The following is an 18,699-nucleotide window of genomic DNA, read 5'->3' as shown; positions in this document are numbered from 1 at the left end:
GAGGAGAGCGGTCAGCGGCGGCCGTACTTCTTGTGGACGGCCTGCTTGCTGACCCCGATCGCGTCGGCGATCTGCGACCAGGCGAGCCCGGCGACGCGGGCCCGGCGGACCTGGCCGGCCTCCAGGCGTTCGAGCTCGCGGCGCAGCGCGGTGGTGGCCCGCAGGGCCAGCAGGGGGTCGTCGTCCTGCGTCTGCCGCATCAGGGTCGCCAGGTCGTCGCTCATGCCCCTAAAGGTAGTCCAGGCCGGTCGTCACCGGGACTCGGCGACCAGCCGGACGCCGAGCCCGATGAGCACGACGCCGGAGATCTGCTCCAGGCGGCGGCGCACCGCGGGCCGGCCGAGCCAGTCGGCGGCCCTGGCGACGGCCCAGATGAGCAGGGCGTACCAGAGCAGGTCGATGAGCACCCACACGACGGCGAGGGTGACGAGGGTGGCGGGCCCTTCCTGCCCCTGCGGGACGAACTGCGGCAGGAACGACAGCGCGAACACCGCCGCCTTGGGGTTGGCCAGGCAGGTGCCGAGCCCGGCGAGGTAGGCGGCCCGCCGTCCTGGTGCGGTGGCGACCTCGGGGGCCGGGGCGCCCTTGCGCGCCTGGCGGAGCGCCTGCACGCCCATCACGACCAGGACGGCCGCGCCGGCGACGCGCATGACGTCGTAGGCGAGCTGGGAGGCGACGAGCAGCGCCGACAGCCCGAACGCGGCGGCCAGGCCCCACAGCAGGATGCCGGTCTCGTTGCCGAGGGTGGCCGCGAGGCCGCCGCCGCGGCCGGAGCGGATGGTCTGGCGCAGGATGATGGCGGTGCTGACCCCGGGGACCATGGCGATCAGGACGCACGCGCCGGCGAACGCGAGTAGGTGCATGGCGGGCATCGTGACAGAGCCGGACGGTCCCGCGCCGCCCCTTTTCCGGCCGCGGTCCGGTCAGCCGTAGAGCTTGTGCAGCTCGGCGACGGCCTCGCGCATGAGGGCGCGCAGCTCGGGCGGCTCCAGCACCTCGACGTCGGCGCCCATGCGCAGCAGCAGCCAGCGCGCGTGCGTGATCGACTCGACGGGCAGGGTGAGCGTGAGCCAGCCCTCCGGGTCGGGCTCGCCGGCGGCGGCCAGCGCGGTCTCGACGACGTCGCGGCCCAGCGTGTACGCCAGCAGCTCCCCCCGCCCAGGCGCGAGCTTGACGACGCACTCGGCGGTGTACATCCGCTCGCGGAACTCCTTGGCGTACCCGGCCCAGAACGCGGCCAGCTCGAAGCCCTCGGGCCGCTGGAAACGGCCGGGCAGCGTCTCCAGGGTCAGCACCCGCGCGACCCGGTAGGTGCGGGGCGGGCCGCCGGGCGGCGCGGCCACGAGATACCAGGAGCCGCCCTTGAGCACCAGCCCGTAGGGGTGGACCACCCGGTCGACCTCTTTCTGCCCCCACCGCCGGTAGGTGATGTGGATGGGCCGCTGGTCCCACACCGCCTCGGCGACCTCGCCGAGGTGCGGCACGTCGTCGCCGGAGCGGTACCAGCTCGGCACGTCCAGCAGGAACCGCTCGCGCATGCGCGAGGCGTGCGAGCGGGGCTCGGGCGGCAGCGCGGCGAGGAGTTTCAGCTCGGCGGTGGCGGCGACGTCGGCCAGCCCGAGCTCGGCGGCCGGTCCCGGCAGCCCGGCCAGGAACAGCGAGGACGCCTCTTCGGCGGTCAGCCCGTTGAGCCTGGTGCGGTAGCCGTCGAGGAGCTGGTAGCCGCCCGCGGGGCCGCGGTCGGCGTAGACCGGCACGCCGGCCGCCGACAGCGCCTCGACGTCGCGGTAGACGGTGCGGACCGAGACCTCCAGCTCGGCGGCCAGCTCGGGCGCGGTCATCCGGCCCCGCGTCTGCAGGAGCAGGAGCAGCGAGAGCAACCGGCTGGCACGCACCATTCCATTGTATTGCCGCCCCCTTGCCGTGTTCAGGAGGAAAAAGGTCAGCCGGCGAACTGCTGCCAGCCGAGCCTGGCCACCATGGCGACGACCACGCACAGCAGCACGACCCGGACGAAGGCCGCACCGCGCCTGATCGCCATCCGCGCGCCGAGCTGGGCGCCGGCGACGTTGCACACCGCCATGCCGAGCCCGAGCGCCCACTGCACGTGCCCCTGGAGGCCGAAGACGAGCAGCGCGCCGATGTTCGTCCCCACGTTGATGATCTTCGCGGAGGCCGACGCGGAGACGAAGTCCAGCCCGAGGATGGTGGTGAAGGCGATGATGAGGAACGTTCCCGTGCCCGGCCCCATGATCCCGTCGTAGAAGGCGATGCCCACGCCGGCCACCGCGATGGCGGCCACGACCCGCCGGTCGGTCCGCAGCTGCGGCTGCGGCAGGGCGCCGAGCGAGGGCCGCAGGGTCACGAACGCGGCCACGCCGAGCAGCACCACCATCACGGCCGGGCGCAGCACCTCGGTGGAGATCGCGGCGGCGGCCCAGGCGCCGAGTCCCGCGCTCAGCACCGCCAGCCCGGCTCCGGGCAGCGCCACCTGCCGGTCGACCTTGGTCGAGCGGGCGTAGGCCACGGCCGCCGAGGCGGTGCCGAACACCGACGACAGCTTGTTGGTCGCCATCGCCTCCACGGGCGGCAGCCCCGTGATCATGATGGCGGGCAGCTGCACGAGCCCGCCCCCGCCCACGACGGCGTCGACCCAGCCGGCGGCGGCCGCCGCGGCCAGCAGCACCAGGATCTGCTCCAGCGGCACGCGCCACTCCCCCGATTTCCCCCGAGAAACCCCAAGAGTGTACAAGTGCCCCTTCGGCTGGTGACGGAGGGGCCCATCCGGGCCCCTCCGGGATCAGCCGGCGGCCAGGGCGTGGAGCAGGCCGGCGGTCAGCGCGGACCGTTCCAGCATTCCGCCGACGCTCACGTGCTCGTGCCGGGCGTGCGCCCCGTCGCCCACCGCGCCGAGGCCGTCCAGGACGGGCACGCCGAGCGCGGCGGCGAAGTTGCCGTCGCTGGCCCCGCCCACCGCGCACTCCCGCAGCTCGATCCCCATCCCGTCGGCCACCTCGCGGGCCAGGCCGAACAGCCGCGCGGTGCCGGGGCCGCGCTCCATCACCGGCCGGTTCCAGCCGCCCCGCAGCTCGAACGAGGCCCGCTCGTCGTGGGGCCGCAGCGCGGCGAGCGCCGCCCCGATCCGGGCGGCCTCGGCCTGGCTGGCCACCCGTACGTCCACCTCCGCGTGGGCCGCCCCGGCGACCACGTTGGAGCCGGTGCCGCCCGAGACGACGCCCACGTTGAGCGTGGTCCCGGCGTCGGGGTCGGCGAGGTCGTGCAGATGGCGCACGACCCTGGCCAGCTCGTCGATGGCGCTCGCGCCCTTGGCCGGTTCGAGTCCGGCGTGCGCCTCGACGCCGGTGATGGACAGGTGGAAGATGCCGACGCCCTTGCGCGCGGTCTTCAGCGCCCCGTCCGCGCTCGCCTCGAAGACGAGCACCGCGGCGGCGCCCTTGGCGGACTCCTCGATGAGCGGGCGCGACAGCGGGCTGCCGATCTCCTCGTCGCCGTTGAGCAGCAGCCGCACCGGCGGGCGCGGCAGCCCGGCGGCGTCCAGCGCGCGCAGCGCCCACACGAGCTGGACCAGGCCGGCCTTCATGTCGAACGATCCAGGGCCGGTGGCGAGGTCGCCGTCCACGGTGAACGGCCAGCCCGCCAGCGTCCCGGCGGGCCAGACCGTGTCGTAGTGGGCCAGCAGCAGCACCGGCGCGTCCCCGTGGCCGGGGTAGTCGTTGACGCGGGCGTCACCGTACACGGCGGGCTCGCCGCGTCCCCCGGCCCCGCCGCTCGCGCCGCCGTCCACCCTGTGGGTGGCCGACGGCGGCCCGAGCCGCTCCTCCAGCCAGCCGTCGAGCCAGCGCAGGCCCGCGTCCAGCAGCGCCTTGTCGTTGCTGGGCGTCTCCAGCGACACGTACGCCGCCAGGTCGGCGAGCAGGTCCTCGCGATGCCCGCCGATCCAGTCGCGCAGCTTCACCGCGACGCCCTCCTTGTCGCTCTCCTCGTTCGCCGCCTCGTTCTGCGTGGTCATCAGGCGCCCTCCAGCGCGGCGAGGTGCTCCTCGCCCATCGGCGCGCGTCCGGCCTCGACGTCGGCCAGGCGGGCGAGCACACCGCGCAGCAGCGGCGTGTCCACCTGCCCGGCCTCTGCCTCGGCCAGGACGGCACGGTAGTGGTCGTGAACCTCGACGGGACGGTGGCGGACGGCGATGTCGCGCCAGATGCCGCTGCGGTCCTTCGGCTGCGTGCGCAGCCATGCCGTCAGACGGTCCGTCGCCTCTTCACGTACCCGCTCGGGGGCCTCGGGAAGATAGGCGGCGGGCTCGAACGCGTCGAACGGCTCCAGCCGCAGCCCCAGCCGCCCGGCCACGGCGAACACCTCGGCCACCAGCGCGTGCATCAGCGGCCGGTGCCGGTCGATGAGGTCGGCCATGGGGGCGTCGGCGAGTGCGGTCGCGGTCAGCATGGCGCCGAAGCCGAGCTTGGACCACAGGTGCCCGAGCACGTTGCCGGTCGCCTTGGCGCCGAGCGGCGCGAGGTCGGCCACCAGGTGGTCGACGCGGGGGCTCGCCGAGCCGTCCAGCTCGCCGATGACGAACGCCCCCGGCCCGCCGTCGCGGATCACGCCCGGCTCGACCACGTCGGCGAACAGGTTGACGAACGCGCCGATCACCCGCTCCCGCCCGACGTGCCCGGCGATGAGCGGCTCGTTGAGGCCGTTCTGGACCGATACGACGTAGCCGCCGGGGGCCAGGCGGGGCGCGATCCAGGCGGTGGCGGTCGCCGTGGCCTGGGCCTTGACGCACAGCAGCACCTTCGTCAGCGGCCCTGACGTCTCATCGGGGGTGGCGGCGTCGACCTCGGCCCGCTCGTCGCCGCCGGCCCTGCGCAGCACCAGGCCGCGCTCGCGGACGGCGGCCACGTGCGCGGCGTCGGCGTCCACGAGCCGCACCCGGTGCCCGCCTCTCGCCAGGTGGAAGGCGATGGTGCCGCCGATGGCGCCGCCGCCCACAACGGTGTAGGTCATGGTTGTTGTACCTCGCTCGTTCCCGTCCAGTGCAGGGGCAGGGCGGTCGTGCCCGCCGAGGCCCCTCCGTCGACGCGCAGCACCGCGCCGGTCACCCATTCCGCCTCCGGCCCGGCCAGCCAGCGCACCGCCCGCGCCACGTCGGGCGGCAGGCCGCGCCGGCCGAGGGGGTTGGCCGAGACGGCGGCGGCGTACTCCTCGGTGACCGGGTTGGCGGCGCTGTCCACCGTGACGAAGCCGGGGCTGACGGCGTTGACGCGCACGCCGAGCGGGCCGAGCTCGACGGCGGCGGCCTTGGTCAGCATCTCCAGCGCCGCCTTGGAGGTGCAGTAGTGCGCCGCGCCGGGGCGGGCGCGCAGCGCGGCCCCGGAGGCGATGTTGACCACCGACCCGCTGCGGCCGCTCGCCGCGCAGGCCCGGCCGAACGCCGCCGTGATCAGCATGGGGGCGCGCACGTTGACGTGCTGCACGCGGTCCCACTGCGCGGCGGTCATCTCCAGGAACGGCGTCGCCGGGTAGATGCCGGCCGCGTTGACCACGACGTCGACCGGCCCGTACGCCTCCCAGGCCCGCCCGACCAGCGCCTCGGCGGCCTCGGCGTCGGCCAGGTCGGCGGTGAGCACCGCGGCCCCGGTGCGCCGGGCCAGCTCGGCCAGCGGCTCGGGGCGCAGGTCGGCGGCGGTCACGCGGGCCTGCCCGGCGTACAGCTCGCAGATCGCGGCCCCGATGCCGCCGCCCGCCCCGGTCACCAGGATGTGCTCGCTCACGTCAGCTCCTTGCCCTTGGTCTCCGGCATCGTGGCGTAGACGGCGACGCCGACCAGCGCGGCGGCGGCCACGTACAGCCAGACCTGGTCGCGGTGGCCGTTGGAGGCCAGCCAGGTCGTGACGTAGGGGGCGGTGCCGCCGAAGATCGCCACGGACAGCGCGTACGGCAGCCCGATCCCGGTGGTGCGCACCTCGGCCGGGAACTGCTCGGCCATGATCACCGCGCAGTTCGCGGAGTAGCCGACGATGAGCACCATGCCGACGATCTCGATGGCGAGCAGCGAGCCGAACCCGCCGTCGAGGAACTGGAACGCCGGCCAGGCCAGCGCCAGGAACCCGACCGCGAAGGCGAGCATCGTGGGCTTGCGCCCGATCCGGTCCGACAGCAGCCCGCCGAACGGCAGCAGCACCAGGAAGATCACCACCGCGATGGTGTTGGCGAGCAGCGCCTGGCTGAGCGGGATGCCGGTGGCGACGTGGGCGTAGGTGGGCATGTAGCTGACCCACACGTAGTAGATCAGCGTCCCGGCGATGGTCACCCCGGCCACGCGCAGGGCGGCGCGCGGGTGCTCGCGCAGCATCGTCACCAGCGGATTGGGACGGGTGCGGCCGGAGGAGGCGGCCTTGGCGAACGCCTCCGTCTCCGGGACCGAGACCCGCAGCCAGAGCCCGACCAGGCCGAGCAGCCCGCCGAGGCCGAAGGCGACCCGCCAGCCCCAGCTGTGCAGCGCCGCCTCGTCGAGGGTGGAGGTGAGCACGAAGCCGAGCGCGGAGGCGATGAGCACGCCGCCGCCGACGGACACCTGCTGCCAGGACCCGGCGAAGGCGCGCCGGCCGCGCGCGGCCGACTCGATCAGGAACGCTGAGGAGGTGCCGAACTCGCCGCCGGCCGAGAAGCCCTGCACCAGGCGGGCCAGGACCAGCACGATCGGGGCGAGGATGCCGATGGTGTCGTAGCCGGGGCAGATCGCGATGACGAACGAGGCGCCCGCCATGAGCGAGATCGTCAGCGTCAGGCCCTTCTTGCGGCCGTGGCGGTCGCCGTACGCGCCGAGGATGGCCCCGCCGATCGGCCGCATGAGGAAGCCGACGGCGAAGACGGCCAGCGTGGACAGCAGCGCGGCGGTCGCATCGCCGGTGGGGAAGAACTTGGCGGAGAACACCGACGCGAATGTGGTGTAGATCGCCCAGTCCACCCATTCGACGGTGTTGCCGATGGCGCCGGCCACGATGGCCTTGCGCTGCGCGGGGTTGAGCCGGGTGGTCGGGGCGGCGGTGGCGGTGGTGCTCATCGGGCGTGCTTCCAGACGTGCTCGGCGACCTGGGCGTGGGTGGCGTACCAGACGCCCTGGTGGGCGGCGATGTGGTCGAGCAGTTCGGCCAGCGCCGCCATGCGGGAGCGGTGGCCGATGATGTGGGGGTGCAGGGTGAGCTGGAACAGCCCGCCCTCGGCGTAGGCCGCGTCGAACTCGTCGCGCCAGATCCCGGCCACCTGGCGCGGCGGCGTGTACGGCCGCAGCGCCGCGTAGCGGTCCATCATCAGGTAGGGGGCGTCGTCCCTGATCCACTCCACGGGGATCTCGACGACGCCGGTGGGCTCGCCGTCGGCCAGCAGCTCGTACGGCTCGTCGTCGGCCATCAGCGAGGAGTCGTAGCTCAGGCCCAGCTCGCGGGTGATGGCCAGGGTGTGGTCGGAGAAGTCCCAGGACGGGGTGCGGATGCCGACCGGGCGGGTGCCCGACAGCTTCTCCAGGGTGTCGGCGGCGCGGAACGCCAGCTCGCGCTCGTCGGCGGGGCTGAGCAGCATGTTGCGCTCGTGGATCCAGCCGTGCATGGCGACCTCGTGGCCGGCGGCGACGTAGTCGCGCACCTCGCCGGGGTGCAGCAGCGCGGAGACGGCCGGCATGAAGAACGAGGCCGGGATGCCGTGCTGCTCCAGCAGGCGCAGCACGCGCGGGGCGCCGACGCGGGCGCCGTACTCGCCCTGGGAGAGCTTGCCCGGCCGGGTCTCGCCGTCGCGCAGCGGGATGGTCTCGTGGTCGGAGTCGAAGGACAGGGCCACGGCGGCGCGGGCGCCGCCCGGCCACGAGCCGGGGCGCAGGCTGCGCCCGGCGCGCACCCGGGCGACGTGGCCGCGCCAGGTCTGCTCGTCCCACTGCCAGGGCTGCGAGACGTCAGGGGTCGGGGCGTCGGGGATCGGGGCGTCGGGGGTTGCGGTCATGCGGGGTTCTCCGTTGATCGTGCGGCCGGCGTGGGGGTCCAGGCGCGTTTGAGCGTGGTGAGCTGGAGGGTGACGTCGGCGGCCCGCAGGCCGGGCAGGGAGCCGACGTCGTCGGTGAGGTAGCGGAACAGCGCGCCGTAGTGGCGCAGCGCGACCTGCGCGGCCAGGTTGAAGCGGCCGGTGGTGGCCGACAGGTAGCGGGTGCCGGGGTGCGCGGCGAGCTGCCGGCCGGCGCGTTCCAGCAGGCCGGGCTCGACCTCCAGCCAGAGCATGAACTCCAGCGCGTAGCCGAGCACCTCGGGCTCGGTGAGGGTGCGGAAGCGCAGGCAGCCGCGGCGCACCAGGGACTCCACGCGCCGCTTGACGGTGGACTCGCTGCTGCCGGCGATCTTGGCCAGCGTCTTGTACGGCAGGCGGCCGTCCTCGCCGAGCGCCTGGACGATGGCCTGCTCCAGCTCGTCCAGGCGGTCCGGCGGGCCCTCTCCGACGAAGTCCTCGAACGGCGGCTCGGCCGCGTCGCGCAGCTCGGCGGTGGCCGCCTCGTCCAGGACGCCCGGGTTCCAGTCGTGGTTGGAGACGAACGTGCGCATGACGGCGTGCGTCTCGCTCTCGCTGACCCGGTCGCCGCCCCCGGGCACGTCGGCGATCATCACCCTGCCGATGGCGGCGTGCGTGGGCACCACGAACTCGGCCACGCAGTCGGCACTGCCCGACACGACGGCCACGAACCTGGCCTCGGGGCGGGCCGCGATCGCCGCCGCCACGTCGTACGTGGTGCCGGGGCGGCAGCGGAAGCGGCTGAGCACCGGCACGCCGAGGCCGCAGCGCAGCACGTCGACGACGCCGATGACGCGCAGGAGGCCGCGCTCGCCGAGGGCGGCGGCGCGGCGCACGACGGTGGACTCGCTCGCGCCCACGAGCCGCGCGACCAGGCTCCAGGGGGCCCGGCCGTTGAGCTGGAGCGCGGCGGCTATGGCACGGTCCAGCTCATCGACTTCGACGTCATCTTGCATGGGAACCATGCTGACTGACGGAATCCCCCGAGCGCAAGTAAAGAAATGACGCTATCCCTCTTGCGGAGGCCTCAGGCACGGCAAAGGCGGCGCGCCATGGAGGCGCGCCGCCTTGGGGGAACGAGAATCAGCGGGTGGTCGCGAGGGTCCGCTTCCTGGAGGCGTAGATGTCGTCCACCAGCCCGTAGGTCCGCGCCTGCTCGGCCGTGAAGATCCGGTCGCGCTCGATGTCCTTGCGGATCTCCAGCGGCGACCGCCCCGTGTGCCGGGCCAGGATCTCCTCCTGCTGGTCGCGCATCCGCAGGATCTCCCTGGCGTGGATCTCCAGGTCGCTGCCCTGACCGCGCCCGCCCTCGGTGTGCGGCTCGTGCAGCAGCACCCGCGCGTGCGGCAGCGCGGCCCGCTTGCCCGGCGAGCCGGCCGCGAGCAGCACGGCCGCCGCCGAGGCCGCCTCGCCGATGCAGACGGTGTGGATCTCCGGCCGGACGTACTGCATCGTGTCGTAGATCGCGGACATCGCCGTGAACGACCCGCCGGGCGAGTTGATGTAGAGGCTGATGTCCTGGTCGGGATCGATCGACTCCAGCGTCAGCAGCTGCGCCATCACGTCGTTGGCCACGGTGTCGTCGATCGGCGCCCCGAGGAAGATCACCCGGTCCTCGAACAGCTTGTTGTACGGGTTGAGCTCCTTGACGCCGTAGGAGGTGCGCTCGGTGAACGACGGCAACACGTAACGCCCGCTCATCTTCAGTTCATCCCTTCGGCGATGTGGTCGACGAAGCCGTACTCCAGGGCCTCCTGCGCGGTGAACCACCGGTCGCGGTCGGAATCGGCCTGGATGCGCTCCAGCGGCTGGCCGGTGTGCAGGGCGATGATCTCGGCCATCCGCCGCTTGGTGTAGCGCATGTTCTCGGCCTGGATCTGGATGTCGCTGGCCGAGCCGCCGATGCCCCCGAGCGGCTGGTGCATGACCACGCGGGAGTTGGGCATCGCGTAGCGCTTGCCCTTGGCGCCCGCGCACAGCAGCACCTGTCCCATCGACGCGGCGAATCCCATCGCGACCGTCGCCACGTCGCACGGAATGAACTGCATCATGTCGTAGAGCGCCAGCCCGGCCTGCACGGAACCGCCCGGGGAATTGATGTAAAGGGTGATGTCGCGTTTGGGGTCCTCGGCGGCCAGCAGAAGGAGCTCCCCGCAAAGCCGGTTGCAGATCTCGTCGTCGACCTCCTGGCCGAGAACGACGATGCGCTCCTTGAGCAGCCGTTGGCCGAGCTGGTCCGGCCAGGCCGCATGCTTGGTCTCCGTCATGGGGGTCGCCTTCCTGGTGCGGTTGATCGCTGCGGAAAACGCTAGTCCCGGCCTTCCCGAATAACGGCGAATTTTCGCTTGCGGCGCATTTCTCTAAAAGCGCATTCCACCCTCGGCGAATTCAGCTCGACATTCTTTCGCCCATGTGCAAAGGGCCCCGGGAAACGCCCGTCAGCGCACGCCGCCGCGCCGCATCAGCTCGGCGGCCGGGAGCAGGGTCGCCTCCGTGGCCGTCAGCCCCGTGGCCTCCAGCGCGCGGTCCACCAGCCGCAGCCCCACCGCGTAGCCGGCCATGTCGGGAACGCCGCGCGGCTCCCCGCCGAAGTCGCGCATCGCGCCGTCGCCCAGCACGTACGCCGGCGTGTGCCGCATCCCCTGCAGGTCGAAGTCCTTCATGATCAGCTCGTACGCCCGGTCGAACTCCTCCCCGGTCACCTTCTTCGACCAGGGCCCCATCGCCTCCGGCCCGGACAGCTCACGTACGAACGCCTCGGCCAGCCCCTCCGCGACCACGTGCTCCCCCACGGTCACCGTCACCGGGTTCCACTCCACGTTCATGAAGCGCACGTTGTGGTGGAACTCGTGCACCGCGCAGTGCGCGATCCGCCCGATCACCTGCTCGTCCGGCCAGGCCAGCAGGAACAGCCAGCCGGGCGAGCCGCCCATGCCGTAGTAGCCGCCGGAGCGCACCATCAGGTTCTCGTTCTCCGGGTCGCCGAGCACGAGCATGACCTGCAGCGACTCGGCCTGCACGGCGCCGCTCAGCCGCTCGGAGGCGCGCTCCAGCTCCCGCCGCACCTGGCCGAGCACGTCGGCCTCGATCATCCGCTCGACGGCGGGCAGGTAGCGCGGGTCGTCGGCGTCGACGCGGAAGCCGCCCGCCTGGTGGTGGATGTCCACGATGTCGCCCGGCATCGGGATCGCCGCGCGCATCGGCGCGAGCATGTCGGCCACCGCGGCCGGCCGCTCGTCCAGGGGCCGCCGCAGCAGGGCGGCCATCGTCGTCAGGGTGTCATGCACGATGAACTCCATGACGAGGACGCTAGAACCTCACGTCACGTGAGGGTCAACGTCTTTAGACGCCTCAGAGCGGGGACCCCTCGCCGTTGTCGTCGCCCGGCGACCTGCCCGGCGTGAGCGGCCCGCTCTGCGACGGCGACGGCGACAGCGACGGCGAGGGCCGCGGCTCGGTCGTCTCCGGCACGGGCGGCGGCGTCGGCACGAACACCGTCGGCGGCAGCTGCCGCGGCTGCGGCTCGCTGTCGCTGCGCCCGAGCACCAGGAGCAGCAGCATCGCCGTCACCAGGGCCAGCAGCAGCGCCAGCGCCAGCGCCGCCATCAGCACCCGCCGCCGCGTCTCGGTCAGCGGGCGGCGCCGCGTCACCGGCCCCGGCAGCGCGGGCGCGCGGTCGGTCAGCCAGTGCGGCACGAAGTCCGGCCCGTGCGCCTGCCCGATGAGCGTCCCGCCCACCATCACCGGCTGCAGGAACCACTCCGCGCCCGGCCGCCCCGGGACGTACGGCACCGCCACCCACGGCGCGCTGCTCAGCTCGCTGTCCAGCACCTCGGGCGCCCCGTCCAGCACGGCCGTCCGCTGCCGCCCCGCCCAGCCGAACCAGGGACGCCGGCCCGCCCGCTCGGCCCCGGCGCCCCTGATCGCGGTGATGAACCGCTCGCGCGCCGCGGCGTCGAACGCGGCGCCTCGCGTCAGCACGGCCAGCGACACCGCGCGCCCGTCGGACGCCTGGCCGAGGTAGACGAAACCGGCCGGGGCCTGGTGCAGGCGCGCCTGCACCACGAACGGCCCCAGCCGGGGCGGATCGCCGTACTGCAGCGGACTTGCCACGTTTGCCATGAAAGCACAGACGTGGCGTCGTGCACGTTTGCGGCGCGTTTGGTGGAATGGCGTCATGAGCGTCGCCGAAGAGTTGCCAGGCGGATCCGACGCGGCCCTGCTGCGTCAGAGCCTCGACGAGGTCCGGCGGGTCATCGTCGGACAGGAGCACATGGTCGAGAGACTCATCGTGGCCCTGCTCGCGCGCGGTCACTGCCTCCTGGAAGGGGTGCCGGGCGTCGCCAAGACCCTCGCCGCCTCCACCCTCGCCACCGTCGTGGGCGGCACGTTCGCCCGGATCCAGTTCACCCCCGACCTCGTGCCGAGCGACATCATCGGCACCCGCGTCTTCCACCCGTCGAACGAGAAGTTCGACGTCGAGCTCGGCCCCGTGTTCGTCAACTTCCTGCTCGCCGACGAGATCAACCGCGCCCCCGCCAAGGTCCAGTCCGCCCTGCTGGAGGTCATGGCCGAGCGGCAGGTCACGCTGGCCGGCGTCACCCACCCGCTGCCCAGGCCGTTCATCGTGCTCGCCACCCAGAACCCGATCGAGTCCGAGGGCGTCTACCCGCTGCCCGAGGTGCAGCGCGACCGGTTCCTCTTCCGGGTCCGCGTCCCCCACCCCACCGCCCACGAGGAGCTGGAGATCCTGCAGCGGATGAGCGTCACCCCGCCCGTCCCCGAGCGGGTGCTCGAACCCGACCGGCTCCTCGCCCTCCAGCAGGCCGCCGAGGAGGTCTCGGTCCACCAGCTCGTCGCCGACTACGTGGTGCGCCTGGTCATGTCCACCCGCTCCCCCGCCGAGTACGGCCTGGCCGACCTCGCCGACACCATCGAGATCGGCGTCAGCCCCCGCGCCACCCTCGGCCTGGTCGCCGCCGGCCGCGCCATGGCCCTGCTGCGCGGGCGCGACTACCTGCTGCCCGACGACGTGCGCGACGTCGCCGTGGACGTCATGGCCCACCGTCTCATGCTCACCTTCGACGCCCTGGCCGACGGCGTGGACCCCGAACAGGTCGTCAAGCAGATCCTGCACGCCGTCCCCCCGCCCCTCGTCGTCTGGAACCAGAGCCGTTGAGCGCCTCGACCGCCGAGCAGGCGCTGCGCAGGCTGGAGCTCACCGTCACCCGGCGGCTCGACGGGCTGCTCCACGGCGCCCACCAGGGCCTGCTGCCCGGCGCCGGCAGCGAGGCGGGCGACAGCCGCGTCTACGTCCCCGGCGAGGACGACGTGCGCCGCATGGACTGGAACGTCACCGCCCGCACCACCGTCCCCCACGTCCGCGACCTCATCGCCGACCGCGAGCTGGAGACCTGGGCGCTCGCCGACCTGTCCCCCAGCATGGACTTCGGCACCGCCGGCACCGACAAGCGCGACCTGGTGATCTCCGCCGTCGGCGCGATCGGGTTCCTGTCGAGCCGGCTCGGCGACCGGTTCGGCGCGCTCGTCATGCACGACGAGTTCATCCACCGCATGCCCGCCCGCACCGGCCGCCCCGCGCTCTACGGCCTCCTGCACTCCCTCATGGACGCCCCGCGCGGCGCGGCCGTGCCCGACCCGCCCGACCTCGCCGAGGGCATCGAGGTGCTGGCCGCGACGCGCCGCCGGCGCGGCATGCGGCTGATCGTCTCCGACTTCCTCGACGCCCGCCCCGAACTCGACCCCGACGCCGAACGCCCCTGGGAGCGCCCCGTCAGGCGGCTCGCCGCCCGCCACCAGGTCCTCGCCGTCGAGGTCATCGACCCCCGCGAGCTCGAACTGCCCGACGTCGGCCGGGTCGCGTTCACCGACCCCGAGACCGGGAAAGTACGCGAAGTGCACCTGACGCCCAAAGTCCGCCAAGCCTACGCGGAAGCCGCGGAGTTGCAGCGCGAGGGCACCCGCCGGGCACTGCGCCGGGCCGGCATCGCCCACCTCGTGCTGCGCACCGACCGCGACTGGGTCTTCGACGTCGCGCAGTTCGTCCTGCGCCAGCGGCGCATGAGCCACGTGGCTCCCCGGGCCCACGGGAAGGTGACATGACGTTCCTCGCCCCCGCCTGGCTGTGGCTGTTCGTCCTCGTGGCGCTGCTGGTGGCCGGCTACGTCGCGGCCATGTTCGCCCGCCGCCGCTACACCGTGCGCTTCACCAACCTCGCCCTGCTCGACCTCGTCGCCCCCGCCGGCCCCGGCTGGCGCCGCCACGTCGCCCCCGCGCTCTTCCTCGTCATGATGTCCCTGCTGGTCATCGGCGCCGCCAAGCCCGCCGACCAGGTCCGCGTCCCCCGCGACCGCGCCACCATCATGATCGCCCTCGACGTGTCGCTGTCCATGGACGCCGACGACGTCCAGCCCACCCGCATCGCCGCCGCCAAGGCCGCCGCCCAGAACTTCGCCCGCGAGCTGCCCGACCGCTTCAACGTCGGCGTCGTCTCCTTCGCCCGCTCGGCCAACGTCGTCATCTCCCCCACCACCGACCACCAGGCCGTCATCACCGGCATCGGCACCCTCACCACCCGGCCGGGCACCGCCATCGGCGAGGCCGTCTTCAACGCCCTCGACTCGCTGCGCTCCTTCGACCAGCAGGCCGCCACCGACCCGCCGCCCGCCGCCATCGTCCTGCTCTCCGACGGCGACAACACCTCGGGCCGCTCGGTCAACGAGGCCATCGAGGCCGCCCAGCAGGCCCACGTGCCGGTCTCCACCATCGCGTACGGCACCCAGGAGGGCACCGTCGACATCGACGGCCGCCCGGTGAACGTCCCCGTCAACAAGCAGACCCTCCAGTCGCTGTCCGACGGCACCTCCGGCCGCGCCTACACCGCCGAGTCCGGCGCCGAGCTGCGCGACGTCTACGAGCAGATCGGCACCTCGCTCGGCTACAAGCTGGTCAACCAGGAGATCACCCAGTGGTTCATCGTGGCCGCGATCCTGGCCGGGCTGCTGGTGGCGGGCGCGGCGGTCATGTTCGGTACCCGCATCCCGTAACGTTTCACCACGTGGCCCACTACTTCTCCGAGCGGCCGACCGCCGCCGGCCGGCCGGGCACGGTCGACCTCGTCCTGCCCGACCTGCACCTGCGGCTGGAGACCGACAGCGGCGTGTTCTCCCCGGAGCGGGTCGACGTGGGCACGCGGGTGCTGCTGGAGAGCGTCCCGCCGCCGCCCCAGGAGGGCGACCTGCTCGACCTGGGCTGCGGCTACGGGCCGATCGCGCTGACCCTGGCCTCCCGCGCGCCCCGGGCCACCGTGTGGGCCGTGGACGTCAACCGCCGCAGCGTCGAGCTGACCGGCCGCAACGCCCAGGCCGCGCGCCTTGACAAAGTAAGGTCGGTGCATGTGGACGAGGTGCCGGACGACGTCCGCTTCCGGGCGATCTGGTCCAACCCCGCCATCCGCATCGGCAAGCAGGCCCTGCACGACATGCTCACCAGGTGGCTCACCCGGCTGACGCCCGACGGCGTGGCCTACCTGGTCGTCCAGAAACACCTCGGCTCGGACTCCCTGCAGCGCTGGCTCGGCGAGCAGGGCTGGCACGCCTCCCGCGAGGCCAGCCGGGCCGCCTACCGCATACTGAAGGTGACCCGATGAGAAGGCAGCTGCGCCCCACCGACGTCAAGCGGCTCAACCGCACCTGGCGCAGGAACACCGGCAACCGGCTGGGGCTGATCCTGGAGTCGGTCACCGGCCCGTTCAACGTCGGCTCCATCTTCCGCAGCGCGGCCGCGTTCGGCGTCGACGAGCTCTGGCTGGCCGGCAACGCCACCCCGCCCACCAACCCCAAGGCGGGCAAGACCGCGCTCGGCACCGAGCGCCTGGTCACCTGGCACGAGCCGGTGCCCGCCACCGAGGCCGTCAAGGCCGCCAGGGAGGCCGGCTACACCGTGCTGGCCATCGAGCTGACCGCCGAGGCGGCGCCGCTGCACCGGGCAAACCTCAACCGGGACGTGTGCCTGGTGGTCGGCAGCGAGGACCACGGCTGCTCCCCCGCCCTGCTCGACGCCGTCGACGGCGCCTGCTACATCCCCCAGGTGGGGCGGGTGGGCTCGTTCAACGTGGCGGTGGCCGCCGCCATCGCGCTGTCCGAGGCCCGCCGCCAGGAGTGGCAGAATCTCGCCGATTCGTAACCTCAGCGTTCATCCCGAAAGGGCATACTTCTGGACGTGCTGAGCCGTCGATACGCCTTCCTCGACCATCCCGGCCCGCTCGCCTTCGCCCACCGCGGCGGCGCGGCGGAGGGCGCCGAGAACTCCGTGGCCGCCTTCGAGCGGGCGGTCGGGCTCGGTTACACCTACCTCGAGACCGACGCGCACGCGACGGCCGACGGCGTGCTGCTGGCCTTCCACGACCACACGCTGGACCGCGTCACCGACCAGCGGGGGCGCATCTCCGAGCTGCCCTACCGGGCGGTCAGGCGGGCCCGCATCGCGGGCGTCCACGAGATCCCCCTGCTGGAGGACCTGCTCGGCACCTGGCCGGAGGCGCGCTTCAACATCGACGTCAAGGAGGCGGCGGCGATCGCCCCGCTGGCCGAGGCGGTGCGGCGCACCAACGCCTACGACCGCGTCTGCCTGACCTCCTTCTCCGACGAGCGGCTGGTGCTGGCCAAGGCGGCGCTGGGCCGTGACGTGTGCTCCGCGCTCGGGCCGCGCGGCGTGGCCGCCCTGCGCGCCGCCGCCGCGACCTCGGGCTACGGCCGGCTGCTGACCCGCCTGTCGCGCGCGGGCGTCCCCTGCGCCCAGGTGCCCATAGGCTTCCGCGGGCTGCGCGTCACCACGAGCCGCCTGATCCGCACCGCGCACGCCATCGGCATGCAGGTGCACGTGTGGACCGTCAACGACCCCGCCCGCATGGAGCAGCTGCTCGACCTCGGCGTGGACGGCATCATGACCGACAACGTCACCGGACTGCGCGAGGTGCTCACGCGGCGCGGCCAGTGGCATCCGGGCAGCCTCGCGGCCTAGCCGCGCCCGGCAATCCTCCCGACCCCCGGCCAGTGGTCCGGCCCTCTAGGAGCGACACGACATCATGCCCGTACCCGCACCCCCCGCGGAACTGGACGAATCCCCCGCAGCGCGCCGGCGCGAGCAGCGCGGCTGGTACTTCTACGACTGGGCGAACTCCGCCTTCTACACCACGGTCATCTCGGTCTTCCTCGGCCCCTACCTGATCCCGGTGGCGCGGAGCGCGGCCTGCGCCCAGGACTTCCCCGGCGTGCCGGCCGAGCGGTGCTCGGCCGACTTCGACACCCTGATCGCGGCCAACCCCGGCCTCGGCTACGTGGACGTCCTCGGCGCCGACATCCGGCCGGCCGCCTTCTTCGGCCTGATCACGACGGTCGCGGTGTTCCTGCAGATCGTGCTGCTGCCGATCGCGGGCGCCCTCGCCGACCACACCGGCCGCAAGCGGGAGCTGCTCGGCGGGTTCGCCTACGTCGGCGCGCTGGCCGCGATGGGCCTGTTCTTCGTGGACGGCGACCGCTACATGCTGGGCGGCGTGCTGTTCGTGCTGGCCAACCTGGCCTACGGCTGCTCGATCGTGGTCTACGACTCGTTCCTGCCGCAGATCTCCACGCCGGAGGAGCGCGACGGGGTGTCCTCGCGCGGGTGGGCCATCGGCTACCTGGGCGGCGGGCTGCTGCTGGCGCTCAACCTGGTGCTGTACCTGCAGCACGAGAGCCTGGGGCTGACCGAGGGCGAGTCGGTGCGGATCTGCATGGCCTCGGCGGGGCTGTGGTGGGCGACGTTCACCATCGTGCCGCTGCTGCGGCTGCGCAACCGGCCGGTGCCCGCGCACGAGACGACGGCGCTGCGCTCGGTCGGCGGCAGCTTCCGCCAGCTCGGCCGCACCCTGTCCGAGCTGCGCCGCTACCCGCTGACGCTGCTGTTCCTGGTGGCGTACCTGGTCTACAACGACGGCGTGCAGACCGTGATCGGCAACAGCGCGGCCTTCGCCTCCGAGGCGCTGAAGCTGGACAAGACCGTGCAGATCACCGCGATCCTGATGGTGCAGTTCGTGGCGTTCTTCGGGGCGCTGGCACTGGGAGCGCTGGCACGGCGCATCGGCACCAAGCGGACGGTGCTGGCGAGCCTGGTGCTGTGGACGGCGATCGTGGCGACGGCGGTGTTCGTCCGCGAGGGCGAGGCGCTGCAGTTCTATCTGATGGCGTTCGCGATCGCGATCGTGCTGGGCGGCACGCAGGCGCTGTCGCGCTCGCTGTTCTCGCAGGTCATCCCGAAGGGACGGGAGGCCGAGTACTTCAGCCTGCTGCAGATCAGCGACAAGGGGTCGGCGTTCATCGGCTCGCTGACGGTCACCGTCGCGCTTCAGCTCACCAACAGCTACCGCATCGCCATCGTGTCGATGGTGATCTTCTTCGTGGTCGGCTTCGTGCTGCTGGCGCTGACGAACCTGCCCAAGGCGATCCGCGCGGCGGGGAACGAGGTGCCGGCCCGGATCTGACCGGCGGACGTTTTCGTACGGCGCCCACAATCGAGAGCAGTGCTCTTGACGCATGTCACCGCTCTGCGAGAGCATTGCTCTCGTCAGAG

Annotated in this window: 21 protein-coding genes; 7 read left to right on the top strand and 14 right to left on the bottom strand. The window is 73.0% G+C overall.

Annotated features, from left to right (window positions below; all coding sequences use genetic code 11):
- Positions 1-11: 11 nt before the first annotated feature.
- From AC27IY_RS15100 to AC27IY_RS15035, 14 genes are all read right to left on the bottom strand, one after another.
- On the bottom strand, positions 12-224 hold the full coding sequence (locus AC27IY_RS15100; protein WP_329578318.1) for a hypothetical protein: 213 nt from the start codon (positions 222-224) through the stop codon (positions 12-14).
- Positions 225-251: 27 nt separating this feature from the next.
- Positions 252-863 (bottom strand): LysE family translocator, encoded by a 612-nt coding sequence (locus AC27IY_RS15095; protein WP_449954039.1) that lies wholly within the window; start codon positions 861-863, stop codon positions 252-254.
- A 60-nt stretch (positions 864-923) separates the two neighbouring features.
- On the bottom strand, positions 924-1,898 hold the full coding sequence (locus AC27IY_RS15090; RefSeq protein WP_344206273.1) for a helix-turn-helix transcriptional regulator: 975 nt from the start codon (positions 1,896-1,898) through the stop codon (positions 924-926).
- Between the two features lie 44 nt (positions 1,899-1,942).
- The gene (locus AC27IY_RS15085) at positions 1,943-2,707 is read right to left on the bottom strand and encodes a sulfite exporter TauE/SafE family protein (protein ID WP_423471607.1); all 765 of its coding nucleotides are present in this window, start codon (positions 2,705-2,707) and stop codon (positions 1,943-1,945) included.
- A gap of 93 nt (positions 2,708-2,800) precedes the next feature.
- A complete protein-coding gene (locus AC27IY_RS15080) occupies positions 2,801-4,030 on the bottom strand; it encodes a M20 family metallopeptidase (protein ID WP_423471609.1) in 1,230 nt (409 codons plus the stop codon).
- Complete coding sequence (locus AC27IY_RS15075) at positions 4,030-5,025, bottom strand: ketopantoate reductase family protein (protein ID WP_423447290.1); 996 nt, start codon at positions 5,023-5,025, stop codon at positions 4,030-4,032. Before AC27IY_RS15075 ends, AC27IY_RS15080 begins: the two co-directional genes overlap by 1 nt.
- Positions 5,022-5,792: an SDR family NAD(P)-dependent oxidoreductase gene (locus AC27IY_RS15070; RefSeq protein WP_423471611.1), complete on the bottom strand. Its 771-nt coding sequence runs from the start codon at positions 5,790-5,792 to the stop codon at positions 5,022-5,024. The genes AC27IY_RS15075 and AC27IY_RS15070 overlap by 4 nt, the downstream gene beginning before the upstream one ends.
- Positions 5,789-7,084 (bottom strand): MFS transporter, encoded by a 1,296-nt coding sequence (locus AC27IY_RS15065; protein ID WP_423471613.1) that lies wholly within the window; start codon positions 7,082-7,084, stop codon positions 5,789-5,791. The genes AC27IY_RS15070 and AC27IY_RS15065 overlap by 4 nt, the downstream gene beginning before the upstream one ends.
- Positions 7,081-8,013, bottom strand: coding sequence for a polysaccharide deacetylase family protein (locus AC27IY_RS15060; RefSeq protein ID WP_487178302.1), 933 nt, complete (start codon positions 8,011-8,013; stop codon positions 7,081-7,083). The genes AC27IY_RS15065 and AC27IY_RS15060 overlap by 4 nt, the downstream gene beginning before the upstream one ends.
- Positions 8,010-9,026 carry an Lrp/AsnC family transcriptional regulator gene (locus tag AC27IY_RS15055; RefSeq protein WP_344206262.1) on the bottom strand — a complete coding sequence of 339 codons (1,017 nt, stop codon included), beginning with the start codon at positions 9,024-9,026 and terminating at the stop codon, positions 8,010-8,012. The genes AC27IY_RS15060 and AC27IY_RS15055 overlap by 4 nt, the downstream gene beginning before the upstream one ends.
- Before the next feature lie 127 nt (positions 9,027-9,153).
- A complete protein-coding gene (locus tag AC27IY_RS15050; RefSeq protein ID WP_423447296.1) occupies positions 9,154-9,771 on the bottom strand; it encodes an ATP-dependent Clp protease proteolytic subunit in 618 nt (205 codons plus the stop codon).
- Positions 9,772-9,773: 2 nt separating this feature from the next.
- Positions 9,774-10,337, bottom strand: a complete 564-nt coding sequence (locus AC27IY_RS15045; protein WP_423447298.1) for a ClpP family protease — start codon at positions 10,335-10,337, stop codon at positions 9,774-9,776.
- 171 nt (positions 10,338-10,508) lie between these two features.
- Entirely contained in the window at positions 10,509-11,369 is an 861-nt protein-coding gene (locus AC27IY_RS15040) for a DUF2268 domain-containing putative Zn-dependent protease (RefSeq protein ID WP_487178301.1), read from the bottom strand.
- 52 nt (positions 11,370-11,421) lie between these two features.
- On the bottom strand, positions 11,422-12,192 hold the full coding sequence (locus AC27IY_RS15035) for a hypothetical protein (RefSeq protein WP_364456035.1): 771 nt from the start codon (positions 12,190-12,192) through the stop codon (positions 11,422-11,424).
- Between the two features lie 55 nt (positions 12,193-12,247).
- On the opposite strand from AC27IY_RS15035, the gene AC27IY_RS15030 reads away from it, so the two are divergent.
- From AC27IY_RS15030 to AC27IY_RS15000, 7 genes are all read left to right on the top strand, one after another.
- Entirely contained in the window at positions 12,248-13,249 is a 1,002-nt protein-coding gene (locus AC27IY_RS15030) for an AAA family ATPase (protein ID WP_423447301.1), read from the top strand.
- Positions 13,246-14,193, top strand: coding sequence for a DUF58 domain-containing protein (locus AC27IY_RS15025; RefSeq protein ID WP_423471618.1), 948 nt, complete (start codon positions 13,246-13,248; stop codon positions 14,191-14,193). The genes AC27IY_RS15030 and AC27IY_RS15025 overlap by 4 nt, the downstream gene beginning before the upstream one ends.
- A complete protein-coding gene (locus AC27IY_RS15020; protein ID WP_364456038.1) occupies positions 14,190-15,137 on the top strand; it encodes a VWA domain-containing protein in 948 nt (315 codons plus the stop codon). The genes AC27IY_RS15025 and AC27IY_RS15020 overlap by 4 nt, the downstream gene beginning before the upstream one ends.
- 11 nt (positions 15,138-15,148) lie before the next feature.
- Positions 15,149-15,739, top strand: coding sequence for a class I SAM-dependent methyltransferase (locus AC27IY_RS15015; protein WP_423471620.1), 591 nt, complete (start codon positions 15,149-15,151; stop codon positions 15,737-15,739).
- The gene (locus AC27IY_RS15010; protein WP_423447305.1) at positions 15,736-16,275 is read left to right on the top strand and encodes a TrmH family RNA methyltransferase; all 540 of its coding nucleotides are present in this window, start codon (positions 15,736-15,738) and stop codon (positions 16,273-16,275) included. Before AC27IY_RS15015 ends, AC27IY_RS15010 begins: the two co-directional genes overlap by 4 nt.
- A gap of 39 nt (positions 16,276-16,314) precedes the next feature.
- Entirely contained in the window at positions 16,315-17,112 is a 798-nt protein-coding gene (locus AC27IY_RS15005) for a glycerophosphodiester phosphodiesterase family protein (protein WP_344206446.1), read from the top strand.
- 64 nt (positions 17,113-17,176) lie between these two features.
- Positions 17,177-18,610, top strand: coding sequence for an MFS transporter (locus AC27IY_RS15000; RefSeq protein ID WP_344206247.1), 1,434 nt, complete (start codon positions 17,177-17,179; stop codon positions 18,608-18,610).
- Positions 18,611-18,699: the final 89 nt, after the last annotated feature.

It is taken from the genome of Nonomuraea sp. B208, assembly GCF_057536035.1.
The sequence above is the reverse complement of the archived record's forward strand: the minus strand, read 5'-3'. Positions and strand labels throughout refer to the sequence as shown.

What these genes read in the sequence shown, in the direction of transcription:
- AC27IY_RS15065 (WP_423471613.1), bottom strand. Translation starts at nt 7,084, where the DNA reads ATGAGCACCACCGCCACCGCCGCCCCGACCACCCGGCTCAACCCCGCG.
- AC27IY_RS15020 (WP_364456038.1), top strand. Translation starts at nt 14,190, where the DNA reads ATGACGTTCCTCGCCCCCGCCTGGCTGTGGCTGTTCGTCCTCGTGGCG.
- AC27IY_RS15010 (WP_423447305.1), top strand. Translation starts at nt 15,736, where the DNA reads ATGAGAAGGCAGCTGCGCCCCACCGACGTCAAGCGGCTCAACCGCACC.
- AC27IY_RS15060 (WP_487178302.1), bottom strand. Translation starts at nt 8,013, where the DNA reads ATGACCGCAACCCCCGACGCCCCGATCCCCGACGCCCCGACCCCTGAC.
- AC27IY_RS15100 (WP_329578318.1), bottom strand. Translation starts at nt 224, where the DNA reads ATGAGCGACGACCTGGCGACCCTGATGCGGCAGACGCAGGACGACGAC.
- AC27IY_RS15055 (WP_344206262.1), bottom strand. Translation starts at nt 9,026, where the DNA reads ATGCAAGATGACGTCGAAGTCGATGAGCTGGACCGTGCCATAGCCGCC.
- AC27IY_RS15050 (WP_423447296.1), bottom strand. Translation starts at nt 9,771, where the DNA reads ATGAGCGGGCGTTACGTGTTGCCGTCGTTCACCGAGCGCACCTCCTAC.
- AC27IY_RS15030 (WP_423447301.1), top strand. Translation starts at nt 12,248, where the DNA reads ATGAGCGTCGCCGAAGAGTTGCCAGGCGGATCCGACGCGGCCCTGCTG.
- AC27IY_RS15045 (WP_423447298.1), bottom strand. Translation starts at nt 10,337, where the DNA reads ATGACGGAGACCAAGCATGCGGCCTGGCCGGACCAGCTCGGCCAACGG.
- AC27IY_RS15080 (WP_423471609.1), bottom strand. Translation starts at nt 4,030, where the DNA reads ATGACCACGCAGAACGAGGCGGCGAACGAGGAGAGCGACAAGGAGGGC.
- AC27IY_RS15090 (WP_344206273.1), bottom strand. Translation starts at nt 1,898, where the DNA reads ATGGTGCGTGCCAGCCGGTTGCTCTCGCTGCTCCTGCTCCTGCAGACG.
- AC27IY_RS15075 (WP_423447290.1), bottom strand. Translation starts at nt 5,025, where the DNA reads ATGACCTACACCGTTGTGGGCGGCGGCGCCATCGGCGGCACCATCGCC.
- AC27IY_RS15000 (WP_344206247.1), top strand. Translation starts at nt 17,177, where the DNA reads ATGCCCGTACCCGCACCCCCCGCGGAACTGGACGAATCCCCCGCAGCG.
- AC27IY_RS15095 (WP_449954039.1), bottom strand. Translation starts at nt 863, where the DNA reads ATGCACCTACTCGCGTTCGCCGGCGCGTGCGTCCTGATCGCCATGGTC.
- AC27IY_RS15035 (WP_364456035.1), bottom strand. Translation starts at nt 12,192, where the DNA reads ATGGCAAACGTGGCAAGTCCGCTGCAGTACGGCGATCCGCCCCGGCTG.
- AC27IY_RS15040 (WP_487178301.1), bottom strand. Translation starts at nt 11,369, where the DNA reads ATGGAGTTCATCGTGCATGACACCCTGACGACGATGGCCGCCCTGCTG.